Here is a 13,428-nt window from a genome sequence, read left to right on the forward strand (position 1 = left end):
GTTTCCCTCATCACGCTACGCTGTTGGCGGGCTCCAGGGTCGTCCGAGAGCAGATCCCTGGACGCCATGTACGTTGAGATAACGATCCAGTTCAACCATCCCGGTCCAGCGATTTTCACACCACAGAGGTGCCAATAGTGTTGGGCGACGCGCGCTGGCGGAAATGCGATGATAAATCACCTCTGGCGGCGTATGGCGGATCATCTCCCCGGCGGTAACCGTATAGTCGTCCAGTTCAATGCCGTTCAGCCGCCCCGCTTCCCAGGCTTTCGCCATCGTACTGCCTTTCACAATATGCAGCGGATGCAGCTTAATACCGTCGACTCCCGTCTCCACCACACGCTCCATGGTTTGCAGACATTCTGCCAGCCCTTCTCCCGGCAGACCCACAATCAGGTGCGAGCACACCTTCAGTCCGCGCTCGCGTGCCAGCCGCGTGGTGTTCTGGTAGCAGGCAAAATCATGGCCGCGGTTAATACGGTGCAGAGTTTTATCATGCGCGGTTTGCAGACCGAGCTCCAGCCATACCTCATAGCCCAGGTCTTTATACTCACAAAGCAGATCGAGTACCGCATCCGGTACACAGTCGGGGCGCGTGCCAACACATAATCCGACGATGCTGGCCTGGCTGACGGCCTGTTGGTACATCGAACGCAGCACCTGTACTTCAGCAAAGGTGCTGGTATAGGCCTGGAAATAGGCCAGATAGCGTCTGGCGCGATTGACCAACTGCGCCTGATGCTCAAGCTGCTCGGCAATGGAATGATGCTGTTGAGCTTCATCGGCAAACGAGGCGACATTACAGAAAGTACATCCGCCACGTCCGATGGTGCCATCACGATTTGGACAGCTAAAGCCGCCGTGCAGCGTGAGTTTATGAACCTTTTGTCCATAACGGCGAGAAAGATCCCCACCAAACATATTGACTAATTTCTGTAACTGCATAATCTGGTAGACCGCGCCTTGAAAAGAGGCCAAAGCCTGCCATTTTTTGCCCCAGTCGGCGATGACCTGGATCAATCGCCCTGGCGAGCCTTTATTTATTGCATAACAAATCAAAATAATTGAAATTCCATTCACTAAAAATCTAATTACTTTTCCTTATATTCAGCGGTTTTTTTTATCTTCTTATACTCTCAGCGTAAAAACAGTATCTTTAAGACGCCGAAACTTTATAAACCAGCATAAAATGCCAGACATCTCGATAAATAAAGGGAGGACGAGGGATATCAGGCCTTTCTGACAGTGAGACAGATCACACTTCCAAGAGTATTCCCCTCGGGTTAAATCAATGTAAAAAATCCTTTTATTTCAACATTTTCATAAAGTTAATTGCCCTATAGCACATTTTTGCATAAATAAGATTGCCATTTGACCTGTGTGTGGATTCCCGATAACTTGGAAATCCGCTGGAAGCTTTCTGGATGAGCAGCCTGCTCATCATATTTATGCAGTTATTGAGATTCCCTCTGAAGCAAGTCCTCAAACTTGTTTGACCTGTGCGAAAAGGATAAAGAGGGCGAATGCGAGGTAAGCGTATGACACGCAAACCCCGTCGCCATGCTCTTGGTGTGCCCGTGCGCAACGGTCCAGATGGGGATCCCGCAGAGCCTGGGGAGGTTCACTGATATGTTGTACGATAAATCCCTTGAGAGGGATAACTGTGGTTTCGGCCTGATCGCCCACATAGAAGGCGAACCTAGCCACAAGGTAGTGCGTACCGCCATACACGCACTGGCCCGTATGCAGCACCGTGGCGCAATTCTTGCCGATGGAAAAACCGGCGATGGTTGCGGCCTGCTGTTACAAAAACCTGACCGCTTTTTCCGCATCGTGGCGCAAGAGCGCGGCTGGCGTTTAGCCAAAAACTACGCCGTCGGCATGATCTTTTTAAATAAAGACCCTGAGCTGGCTGCGGCTTCTCGTCGCATTGTTGAAGAAGAATTACAGCAGGAAACCCTGTCGATTGTCGGCTGGCGCGACGTGCCGACCAACGAAGGTGTTCTCGGTGAAATTGCGCTCTCCTCCCTGCCTCGTATCGAGCAAATTTTTGTTAACGCCCCTGCGGGCTGGCGTCCGCGTGATATGGAGCGTCGCCTGTTCATTGCGCGTCGTCGTATCGAAAAACGCCTCCTGCAAGACAAAGACTTCTACGTCTGTAGCTTGTCGAATCTGGTCAATATCTATAAAGGTCTGTGTATGCCGGCGGATCTGCCGCGCTTCTACCTGGACCTCGCAGACCTGCGTCTGGAATCGGCCATCTGCCTGTTCCATCAGCGCTTCTCCACCAACACCGTACCGCGCTGGCCGCTGGCGCAGCCGTTCCGCTATCTGGCGCACAACGGTGAAATCAACACCATCACCGGCAACCGCCAGTGGGCTCGCGCGCGTACCTATAAGTTCCAGACCCCGTTGATCCCGGATTTGCACGACGCCGCGCCGTTTGTTAACGAAACCGGCTCAGACTCCAGTTCGATGGATAACATGCTGGAACTGCTGCTGGCAGGCGGGATGGACATCATCCGTGCCATGCGCTTACTGGTTCCACCGGCATGGCAGAATAATCCGGATATGGACCCGGAGCTGCGTGCGTTCTTTGACTTTAACTCCATGCACATGGAACCCTGGGATGGCCCGGCGGGCATCGTGATGTCCGACGGTCGCTTTGCCGCCTGTAACCTCGACCGTAACGGCCTGCGTCCGGCACGCTACGTCATCACCAAAGACAAGCTGATCACCTGTGCCTCTGAAGTCGGGATCTGGGATTATCAGCCGGATGAAGTGGTAGAGAAAGGCCGCGTCGGCCCCGGCGAGCTAATGGTTATCGATACCCGCAGCGGGCGCATTCTGCACTCCGCCGAAACCGATGACGATCTGAAAAGCCGACATCCGTACAAAGAGTGGATGGAGAAAAACGTCCGCCGCCTGGTACCGTTCGAAGACCTGGCTGACGATCAGGTCGGCAGCCGTGAACTCGACGATGATACGCTTGCCAGCTATCAGAAACAGTTTAACTACAGCGCTGAAGAGCTGGATTCCGTTATCCGCGTGCTCGGCGAAAATGGCCAGGAAGCGGTCGGTTCAATGGGTGACGATACCCCGTTTGCCGTGCTCTCCAGCCAGCCACGCATCATTTATGACTACTTCCGCCAGCAGTTCGCGCAGGTCACCAACCCGCCGATCGACCCGCTGCGTGAAGCGCACGTCATGTCGCTGGCCACCAGCATTGGTCGTGAGATGAACGTCTTCTGCGAAGCTGAAGGTCAGGCACACCGCCTGAGCTTTAAATCGCCGATCCTGCTGTACTCTGATTTCACCCAGCTCACCACCATGAAAGAGGAGCATTATCGCGCTGACCGCCTGGATATCACCTTCGACGTGACCGAAACTACGCTCGAAGAGACCGTCAAAGCATTGTGTGATAAGGCGGAACAGATGGTGCGCAACGGCACGGTACTGCTGGTACTCTCTGACCGCAACATCGCCAAAAACCGCCTGCCGGTTCCGGCGCCAATGGCCGTGGGCGCAGTGCAAACACGTCTGGTAGAACAAAACCTGCGCTGTGACGCTAACATCATCGTGGAAACCGCCAGTGCCCGTGACCCGCACCATTTTGCCGTCCTGCTCGGCTTTGGCGCGACGGCAATCTATCCGTACCTCGCGTATGAAACATTGGGACGTCTGATCGACACTCAGGCGATTGCCAAAGATTACCGGACCGTGATGCTGAACTACCGTAACGGCATCAATAAAGGTCTGTACAAAATCATGTCCAAAATGGGCATCTCGACCATTGCCTCTTATCGCTGCTCGAAGCTGTTTGAAGCCGTTGGTCTGCACGATGATGTGGTTGCGTTGTGCTTCCAGGGCGTGGTTAACCGCATCAGCGGCGCAGGATTTACCGACTTCCAGCAGGATCTGCTGAACCTCTCCAAACATGCCTGGCTGGCGCGTAAGCCCATCAGCCAGGGAGGATTGCTGAAGTACGTCCACGGCGGCGAATACCACGCCTACAACCCGGACGTGGTGCGCACGCTACAACAGGCGGTGCAAAGCGGCGAGTACAGCGACTATCAGGAGTATGCAAAGCTGGTCAACGAGCGCCCAGCGGCCACGCTGCGCGATTTGCTGGCGATTACACCTGGCGATGAAGCCGTAAGTATTAACGACGTCGAACCTGCGACCGAACTGTTTAAGCGCTTTGATACCGCCGCCATGTCTATCGGCGCATTAAGCCCGGAAGCACACGAAGCGCTGGCCGAAGCGATGAACAGCATCGGCGGTAATTCCAACTCCGGCGAAGGCGGTGAAGACCCGGCGCGCTACGGCACCAACAAAGTGTCGCGGATTAAGCAGGTGGCTTCTGGTCGCTTTGGCGTAACCCCAGCGTACCTGGTCAACGCAGATGTCATTCAGATTAAAGTCGCTCAGGGCGCAAAGCCCGGCGAAGGCGGCCAGTTACCGGGCGACAAAGTCACTCCGTACATCGCCAAACTGCGTTATTCGGTACCGGGCGTGACGCTGATCTCCCCGCCGCCGCACCACGATATCTACTCTATCGAGGACTTAGCGCAGCTGATTTTCGACCTGAAACAGGTCAACCCGAAGGCGATGATCTCGGTGAAGCTGGTTTCCGAACCGGGCGTGGGCACTATTGCCACCGGCGTAGCGAAAGCCTATGCGGATCTGATCACCATCGCCGGCTACGATGGCGGTACCGGCGCAAGCCCACTGTCATCGGTGAAATACGCCGGTTGCCCGTGGGAACTCGGTCTGGTGGAAACCCAGCAGGCACTGGTGGCTAACGGTCTGCGTCACAAGATTCGTCTGCAGGTCGATGGCGGTTTGAAAACCGGCGTCGATATCATTAAAGCGGCGATTCTGGGTGCAGAGAGCTTCGGTTTCGGTACCGGCCCAATGGTCGCGCTGGGCTGTAAATATCTGCGTATTTGCCATCTGAACAACTGTGCAACCGGCGTGGCAACTCAGGACGACAAACTGCGTAAGAATCACTATCACGGCCTGCCGTTCAAAGTGACCAACTACTTTGAATTCATCGCCCGTGAAGTGCGTGAGCTGATGGCTGAACTGGGCGTAACCCGTCTCGTCGACCTGATTGGCCGCACTGATCTGCTCAAAGAGCTGGATGGATTTACCGCCAAACAGCAAAAGCTGGAGCTGTCTCGTCTGCTGGAAACCGCCGAGCCGCATCCGGGTAAAGCGTTGCATTGCACCGAGAACAACCCGCCGTTTGATAACGGCGTGCTGAACGCCCAGCTGTTGCAGCAGGCGAAGCCGTTCGTCGACGAGCGCCAGAGCAAAACCTTCTGGTTCGATATCCGCAACACCGACCGTTCCGTCGGCGCATCGCTGTCGGGCTATATCGCTCAGACGCATGGCGATCAGGGGCTGGCTTCTGATCCGATCAAAGCGCACTTCAGCGGTACTGCAGGCCAGAGCTTTGGCGTGTGGAACGCGGGCGGCGTGGAGCTGTATCTGACCGGCGATGCCAACGACTATGTCGGTAAAGGCATGGCGGGCGGCCTGCTGGCGGTGCGCCCTCCGGTTGGCTCTGCTTTCCGTAGCCATGAGGCGAGTATCATCGGTAACACCTGTCTGTATGGCGCCACCGGTGGTCGCCTGTTTGCTGCGGGTCGTGCGGGTGAGCGCTTTGCAGTGCGTAACTCCGGTGCAATCACCGTGGTTGAAGGTATTGGCGACAACGGCTGTGAATACATGACCGGCGGCATCGTCTGTATTCTCGGCAAAACCGGCGTTAACTTTGGCGCGGGCATGACCGGCGGATTCGCCTACGTGCTCGACGAAGACGGTGAATTCCGCAAACGCGTAAACCCGGAACTGGTCGAAGTGCTGAGCGTGGACTCGCTGGCGATCCACGAAGAGCACCTGCGCGGCCTGATTACCGAGCACGTACAGCATACCGGCTCTTCTCACGGCGAAGAGATCCTGGCGAACTGGCCAGCATTCTCGGCGAAATTCGCGCTGGTAAAACCAAAATCCAGTGATGTGAAAGCACTGTTGGGTCACCGTAGTCGTAGCGCAGCAGAGCTGCGTGTGCAGGCGCAGTAAGGGGTAGCAGCAATGAGTCAGAACGTATACCAATTTATCGACCTGCAGCGTGTTGATCCGCCGAAGAAGCCGCTGAAGATCCGTAAGATCGAATTTATCGAGATCTACGAGCCGTTTTCCGAAGGCCAGGCCAAAGCGCAGGCAGATCGCTGCCTGTCCTGCGGTAACCCGTACTGCGAGTGGAAGTGCCCGGTGCATAACTACATCCCGAACTGGCTGAAGTTGGCGAATGAGGGACGTATTTTTGAAGCGGCAGAATTGTCGCACCAGACCAACACCTTGCCGGAAGTCTGTGGCCGTGTATGCCCGCAGGATCGACTGTGTGAAGGATCCTGTACGCTGAACGATGAGTTTGGCGCAGTAACTATCGGCAATATCGAGCGCTATATCAATGATAAAGCCTTCGAGATGGGCTGGCGTCCGGATATGACCGGCGTTCGCCAGACGGACAAGCGCGTGGCAATTATCGGTGCGGGTCCGGCGGGCCTGGCCTGTGCTGATGTGCTAACCCGCAACGGCGTGAAGGCAGTGGTATTTGACCGTCACCCGGAAATCGGCGGCCTGCTGACCTTTGGTATCCCGGCCTTCAAGCTGGAAAAAGAGGTCATGACCCGGCGCCGTGAAATCTTCACCGGTATGGGCATTGAGTTCAAACTGAACGTGGAAGTGGGCCGCGACGTTCAGCTCAACGACTTGCTGAAGGATTACGACGCCGTGTTCCTTGGTGTCGGTACCTATCAGTCGATGCGCGGCGGGCTGGAAAACGAAGACGCTGATGGCGTGTTTGATGCCCTGCCGTTCCTGATTGCCAATACCAAACAGTTGATGGGCTTTGGCGAAAGCAGCAACGAGCCATACATCAGCATGGAAGGCAAACGTGTCGTCGTGCTCGGCGGTGGCGATACCGCGATGGACTGCGTGCGCACCTCCGTACGTCAGGAAGCATCGCACGTTATCTGCGCCTATCGTCGCGACGAAGAGAACATGCCGGGTTCCAAACGCGAAGTAAAAAATGCGCGTGAAGAAGGCGTCGAGTTCCAGTTCAACGTCCAGCCTTTAGGTGTGGAAGTGAATGCCAACGGGAAAGTGTGCGGCGTGAAAATGGCGCGCACTGAAATGGGCGAACCGGATGCGAAGGGGCGCCGCCGTGCGGAGATCGTCGCTGGATCCGAGCACGTTGTTCCGGCTGATGCGGTGGTCCTGGCGTTTGGTTTCCGCCCACACAGCATGGAGTGGCTGAAAGAGCACAGCGTCGAGCTGGATTCACAGGGCCGCATTATTGCCCCGGAACGTAGCGATAACGCTTTCCAGACCAGCAACCCGAAAATCTTCGCCGGTGGCGACATCGTGCGCGGTTCGGATCTGGTAGTCACCGCGATAGCCGAAGGTCGTAAAGCGGCAGACGGGATTCTGAACTACCTGGAAGTGTAATACTTTTGGCTCCCCTGACGCTGATAGCTGGGGAGCCAATATTCCTCCACTAAATACATGCGGTATCATTTTTCGAAAACCGCTCACAAATACAGCTGTATATTCAGTACATTGAAATTCCGCAGACAGTGTCTGCAGAATCTTACCATTTGGCGTAACTGACTTAATCTTTTCCACTACCCTGGTCGGCGTTTGTCCGCTTCTTATCGGTTAAAAATGTCGAGCCCAAAAATCAACGCAATCATCAACCTCATGAATAAAAACCATGTAAAGATTATACGTAATCGTTTGCTTTATTCTGAGAACTGTATATTATGCGGCGGATTTTTTGGGCAAAATTCATGGAGGCGTTGTGTCGCAGGACAACAATTATAGCCAGGGCCCCGTCCCTCTGGCGGCGCGGAAAGGCGTGGTTCCACTAACATTTGTCATGTTGGGTCTCACATTTTTTTCCGCCAGTATGTGGACCGGTGGCACACTCGGTACCGGTCTTTCTTATAATGATTTCTTCCTGGCAGTTCTCTTCGGTAATCTTCTCCTCGGTATTTACACTGCATTTCTCGGTTTTATCGGCGCAAAAACAGGGCTCTCAACCCACCTTCTGGCGCGTTACTCATTTGGTGTGAAAGGTTCATGGCTTCCCTCACTGCTGTTAGGCGGTACGCAGGTAGGCTGGTTTGGCGTGGGTGTGGCCATGTTTGCTATCCCGGTGGGCAAAGCGACGGGAATTGACGTCAATATCCTGATTGCAGTTTCCGGTCTGTTGATGACTATGACCATCTTTTTTGGCATCTCGGCGCTGACCGTTTTATCTATTATCGCCGTCCCCGCCATCGTCGTTCTTGGCAGCTACTCCGTCTGGCTGGCGGTGAGTGATGTCGGCGGTTTAGACCATTTAAAAGCGATAGTGCCGCAGACACCGCTGAATTTCTCCACCGCCCTGGCGCTGGTGGTCGGCTCGTTTGTCAGCGCAGGAACATTAACCGCCGACTTCGTTCGCTTTGGTCGCAACGCCAAAGGCGCGGTGCTGATTGCCATGGTGGCGTTTTTCCTTGGTAACTCTCTGATGTTTATCTTCGGCGCGGCGGGTGCCGCCGCTGTTGGACAGGCGGATATCTCCGACGTGATGATTGCCCAGGGACTGCTGCTGCCCGCGATTGTAGTGCTCGGCCTGAATATCTGGACTACCAACGACAATGCGCTGTACGCCTCAGGCCTGGGTTTTGCCAATATTACCGGCCTTTCCAGCCGTTCGCTGTCGGTGGCTAACGGTATTATCGGCACATTGTGCGCGCTATGGCTTTACAATAACTTTGTCGGCTGGCTGACCTTTCTGTCGGCAGCAATTCCTCCCATTGGCGGGGTGATTATCGCCGACTATCTGCTGAACCATCGCCGCTATGCAGACTTCAGCAAAGCGCAATTTATTCCCGTAAACTGGATAGCTATCCTGTCCGTTGCATTGGGCATTGCCGCAGGCCACTATATTCCCGGTATTGTGCCCGTCAACGCCGTACTTGGCGGCGTATTCAGTTATATCCTGCTGAATCCACTTTTTAATCGCAGCCTTGCTAAATCACCAGAGGTCAGCCATGCAGAATAATAACATCACCCTTTGTCAGGCACGTTTACAGGGACGCGAAGGATTGTGGCAGCTCACGATTGAAAACGGGCGCTTCAGCCGGATTGAGCCACAGGACACCGCCACGTTGCCGCAGGGAGAAGTACTTGATGCCGAAGGCGGCTTAGCCATTCCACCGTTCGTTGAGCCACATATCCATCTGGACACCACGCAAACCGCAGGCGAGCCGAGCTGGAACCAGTCTGGTACGTTATTTGAAGGCATTGAACGCTGGGCCGAACGTAAGGCAATGCTCACGCACGAAGACGTCAAAGCGCGCGCCATGCAGACCCTGAAGTGGCAGATGGCCAACGGCATCCAGCATGTCCGCACGCACGTTGACGTTTCCGATCCGACGCTGACGGCGCTGAAAGCCATGCTGGAGGTGAAGCAAGAAGTCGCACCGTGGATAGAGCTGCAAATTGTCGCCTTCCCGCAAGAGGGCATTCTTTCTTACCCCAACGGTGAAGCGCTATTAGAGGAAGCCGTGCGTTTGGGTGCCGACGTCATTGGCGCGATCCCCCACTTTGAATTTACGCGTGAATATGGCGTTGAGTCGCTGCACAAAATTTTCGCTCTGGCGCAGAAATATGACCGACTTATCGATGTGCACTGCGACGAAATTGACGATGAGCAGTCACGCTTTGTTGAAACCGTTGCGGCACTGGCCCATCGCGACAATATGGGCGACCGCGTGACCGCCAGCCATACCACGGCAATGCATTCCTATAACGGCGCCTATGCTTCCCGACTCTTTCGCCTGTTGAAAATGTCCGGCATCAACTTTGTCGCGAATCCACTGGTAAATATTCACCTGCAAGGGCGCTTTGATACGTATCCTAAACGTCGCGGTGTAACGCGCGTCAAAGAGATGCTGGAAGCGGAGATCAACGTCTGCTTCGGCCATGATGACGTCTTCGATCCGTGGTATCCGCTGGGCACCGCGAATATGCTGCAGGTACTGCATATGGGATTACACGTGTGTCAGCTGATGGGATACGGACAGATCAACGATGGTCTGAACCTGGTCACTACCCACAGTGCGAAAACCCTGCACCTGCAGGATTACGGTCTGAACGTGGGGAACTCCGGAAATCTGGTGATTTTAGCGGCAGAAAATGGGTTTGACGCGGTTCGTCGCCAGACGCCTGCACGTTATTCCATTCGTCACGGGCGAGTCATTGCTGAAACGGTGCCAAGCCAGACCACGCTGCATCTGACACAGCCGGAAGCGGTAACGTTTAAGCGCTAGGTTGTTCTATCCAGTGTCGGATGGCGCAAGCCTTGCCATCCGACACGGTCTGTCAGGCTTGTAATAAGCTGGCGTGTACCTTAATCACTACCTTTTTGATTTCCCCCGGCTCCCCCACCATACAGCCTGGTTTATGCGGTTCGCCCGGCATAAAAATCGCAAATCTTCCCGGCTTCAGTACGAGCGCCTGCTCATCGGCAATCTCGCTGCACAGCTGATAGTCATCCTCAACATGCATCTCATCGCACTGGCGAGCAGAATCGGTCATCCCGAACAGAATGCGTTCTTCACCCGACAATAACACCTGAATATCAATGTACTGCTGATGCAGTTCCGCTTTCTTTTGTTCTGGGCTCTGCGTTGCAAACTGCATGACATTCATAAAAATAGTATCGCCCTGCAACGCGTAGCGCCCTGGGGTCTTCTCCTGAGGATTCGCCGCAATGGCAAGCGTTAATGCCTGCTGCAAGACCGGATGTAATCCGGCAGAAGGCAGTGAACGCAACTCATCTGACATCATAATCAATCTCCCTGGGCCAACAGCGCGGCCCCCAGTAAACCAGCGTCATGACGGTAATGCGCTGCCAGTAATTCCACGTGATAGACCAAAGGCTCTTGTGCCAGATAATGTTCAACCAGCGCCAGATATCCTTCAGCCAGCCCAACGCTGCCGCCAATCACCACAATCTGGCAATCGGTCGTAGCCTTCACATCGGCGACAAGCCTTGCCAAAGTACGCGCTGAACGATGGATCAAGTGTCTTGCCTGCTCATCTCCTTGCCCGGCGCGGCTAAAAATGGTTTTGGCATCGCATCCAGCAAGCGTACCTTCGGCTGCAGCCGCGATCCCTCGACCGGAAGCGATCGCCTCGACACAGCCCACGCGCCCGCAGCCGCATACTGGCCCATGCGGGTCAGCCAGCGTATGTCCGAGATGTCCTGCCAAACCGCTGATTCCGGTCAGCAGTTTTCCCTCGCTCACCACCCCGCCGCCCACGCCGGTGGAGACGGTAATAAACACCATATCGCGGTACTCGCCCCCAAGTGCATGATGTTCAGCCCAGGCCGCCGCCTGCGCATCATTAACCGCCATGGTCGGCAAACCGGTCAGCTCTTTTAAGGTTTGTACCAGCGGGAAGTGCATAAGCCCGCCAAGATTGAGCGGGTTTATCGCCAGTAGTGTGCCCTCGCGGATAATACCGGTGGAGGCAATCGCGACGTGGACAGCCTGCCCCTGTAGCGGCGCAACGAGTGCTTGCAGTGCAGCGCGCAGCGCCTCCGGCGTTTTGCTGGCGGGCGTCGGCAATTCACGCCGCTCGCGAATTTGCAGATTACTGTCTACCAGCGCGGCTGCCAGTTTGGTACCGCCGATATCAATCGCCAACGTAGTCATGACACCGCCTTCTGCATCGCGGTGATACGCTTTTTATCCCGTTGCTCAAATAACGACATACTTCTTCCTTTACGTTAATTGCCCGGTTCAACACCGGGCAATCGGATTAACTTTTGGATTTCATCATGGTGCTTTTGTCACCGCCGAACGGCACAGCCCCGCTAAACGGTCGACCATCAATGGCATCATGCGTACGTATCGCTTCAGGACGTAGCCAGCGCTGTACGCGGGACGGCATATCGAGACCAATCAGCAGGATAACCACAAATGTCAGGCCGAAAGAGAGCGATCCCAGCGCAGTGCCCAGATCCAGACGCTGCGCAATCAGCGCCCCGATGATCGGCGCCAAAGCCCCGCCCAGCGCACCCACGTTGTAGGTGAAGCCCAGACCAGCCGCACGCTGGTCGGTATCGAAATAGCCGCCAATCAGTTTTGGTAAGATCCCGGAGATCCCTTGACCAAGCATTTGCTGGAAAAACAGCAGCAAACCCAGCACCCAGACGTTTGAGCCGCCAATCGCAAATACCGGAATAATCAGCAACTGTGAAGCCAGCAGACTGCAAACGTAGGCCTTGCGCGTGCCCAGCCAGTCACCAAGAAAACCACCGACGCAACAACCGACCGCCGCGCCAAATCCGCTAAAGAACAGGACATTGGCAACCGTGTGCGGATCATAAGCCAGTTCGGTTTTCAGATAGGTTGGCAACAACGCCTGAATAGGCCATGAATAGAGGAAGGCGAACAGCACGACCACCATTAGCATGACGCCTGTCGGCCAGCGCTTCCCGCTGCTTTGCACCATAAAGCTAATGAAAATAAAAGCACATATCAGGCCAAGGACCGCTACGATAGCTGCATTTTGCAGGTTGCCTGCAAAGCAAAACCACAGCGCGGTCGCGGCGGTGAGGGTCATCAGAATATTGATAACCCGATGTTCGCCCCGGTAGAGTATGTCCACCATCGTGCGCACCGGCGCTTTACCTTCGTGTTTCTCTTTCCAGTCTTCCGCTTCAGGGATATTTTTACGCAGCCAGAGGGCGAAGATCATTGGCAGAATGCCGATGAAGAACAGCGCGCGCCATCCCCAGACCGGAACCACCAGGCTGTAGACCTGCGCGGCGATCACCGCGCCAACGGAGAAACCGGAAATCAGGAAGCCACTGGCTTTATTTCGCAGATGCTTAGGCCAGCTTTCAATAACATAAGTCGCGCTGGAACCGTACTCGCCGGCCATTCCCATACCGATAACCAGGCGGGCGATAAACATAGTGGTGTAGCCCGGTGCGAAGCCGCAGGCCAGCGTCCCCACTGAGAACAGAATGATGCTGGTGACCATCGCCAGGCGACGTCCGTAACGGTCACCCATCGCCCCCAGCATTAATCCGCCAAACCAGCGGGAGATAAAGGCGGCGGAGATCAGACTGGCCGCCTGCACCGTCGTCAGTCCGAATTCGCCTTGTACTTCTGTCAGTACAAGGGCGATTAATACAAAATCAAAACCATCAAGCAAATATCCCAGCCAGGCGGCGGAAAATGCCCGCCATTGTGCCCGATTGAGATGGCGATACCACGGGATGCTCTGGGTAGAAGTACTCATTTTACTCTCCCGACGATCTTTGTTGTTGAGCCGGATGGCGGCTTT

The 13,428-nt window shown here is 55.1% G+C and carries 8 protein-coding genes; 4 read left to right on the top strand and 4 right to left on the bottom strand.

Annotation, left to right across the window (positions count from 1 at the left end; translation table 11 throughout):
* Positions 1 to 15: 15 nt before the first annotated feature.
* Positions 16 to 945, bottom strand: a complete 930-nt coding sequence (locus On2M_RS21605; RefSeq protein WP_151217875.1) for a TIGR01212 family radical SAM protein — start codon at positions 943 to 945, stop codon at positions 16 to 18.
* 684 nt (positions 946 to 1,629) lie between these two features.
* On the opposite strand from On2M_RS21605, the gene gltB reads away from it, so the two are divergent.
* From gltB to On2M_RS21625, 4 genes are all read left to right on the top strand, one after another.
* Positions 1,630 to 6,090, top strand: coding sequence for a glutamate synthase large subunit (gene gltB, locus On2M_RS21610; RefSeq protein WP_210905441.1), 4,461 nt, complete (start codon positions 1,630 to 1,632; stop codon positions 6,088 to 6,090).
* Between the two features lie 12 nt (positions 6,091 to 6,102).
* On the top strand, positions 6,103 to 7,521 hold the full coding sequence (locus On2M_RS21615) for a glutamate synthase small subunit (RefSeq protein WP_003025096.1): 1,419 nt from the start codon (positions 6,103 to 6,105) through the stop codon (positions 7,519 to 7,521).
* 352 nt (positions 7,522 to 7,873) lie between these two features.
* Positions 7,874 to 9,124, top strand: a complete 1,251-nt coding sequence (gene codB / locus On2M_RS21620) for a cytosine permease (protein ID WP_210905442.1) — start codon at positions 7,874 to 7,876, stop codon at positions 9,122 to 9,124.
* Positions 9,114 to 10,394 (top strand): cytosine deaminase, encoded by a 1,281-nt coding sequence (locus tag On2M_RS21625; RefSeq protein WP_151217876.1) that lies wholly within the window; start codon positions 9,114 to 9,116, stop codon positions 10,392 to 10,394. Before codB ends, On2M_RS21625 begins: the two co-directional genes overlap by 11 nt.
* Positions 10,395 to 10,446: 52 nt before the next feature.
* Here the strand turns inward: On2M_RS21625 and nanQ are convergent, their stop codons facing one another.
* The 3 genes from nanQ to On2M_RS21640 form a co-directional block, all read right to left on the bottom strand.
* Entirely contained in the window at positions 10,447 to 10,914 is a 468-nt protein-coding gene (gene nanQ, locus On2M_RS21630) for an N-acetylneuraminate anomerase (RefSeq protein ID WP_151217877.1), read from the bottom strand.
* Between the two features lie 2 nt (positions 10,915 to 10,916).
* Entirely contained in the window at positions 10,917 to 11,786 is an 870-nt protein-coding gene (nanK, locus tag On2M_RS21635; RefSeq protein ID WP_151217878.1) for an N-acetylmannosamine kinase, read from the bottom strand.
* 106 nt (positions 11,787 to 11,892) lie between these two features.
* Complete coding sequence (locus On2M_RS21640) at positions 11,893 to 13,383, bottom strand: MFS transporter (protein WP_210905443.1); 1,491 nt, start codon at positions 13,381 to 13,383, stop codon at positions 11,893 to 11,895.
* Between the last annotated feature and the right edge of the window lie 45 nt (positions 13,384 to 13,428).

It is taken from the genome of Citrobacter sp. On2M (genome assembly GCF_018035235.1).
GTDB classification, from domain to species: Bacteria; Pseudomonadota; Gammaproteobacteria; order Enterobacterales; family Enterobacteriaceae; genus Citrobacter; species Citrobacter meridianamericanus.

What these genes read in the sequence shown, in the direction of transcription:
- On2M_RS21605 (WP_151217875.1), bottom strand. Translation starts at nt 945, where the DNA reads ATGCAGTTACAGAAATTAGTCAATATGTTTGGTGGGGATCTTTCTCGC.
- gltB (WP_210905441.1), top strand. Translation starts at nt 1,630, where the DNA reads ATGTTGTACGATAAATCCCTTGAGAGGGATAACTGTGGTTTCGGCCTG.
- On2M_RS21615 (WP_003025096.1), top strand. Translation starts at nt 6,103, where the DNA reads ATGAGTCAGAACGTATACCAATTTATCGACCTGCAGCGTGTTGATCCG.
- On2M_RS21625 (WP_151217876.1), top strand. Translation starts at nt 9,114, where the DNA reads ATGCAGAATAATAACATCACCCTTTGTCAGGCACGTTTACAGGGACGC.
- nanQ (WP_151217877.1), bottom strand. Translation starts at nt 10,914, where the DNA reads ATGATGTCAGATGAGTTGCGTTCACTGCCTTCTGCCGGATTACATCCG.
- nanK (WP_151217878.1), bottom strand. Translation starts at nt 11,786, where the DNA reads ATGACTACGTTGGCGATTGATATCGGCGGTACCAAACTGGCAGCCGCG.
- On2M_RS21640 (WP_210905443.1), bottom strand. Translation starts at nt 13,383, where the DNA reads ATGAGTACTTCTACCCAGAGCATCCCGTGGTATCGCCATCTCAATCGG.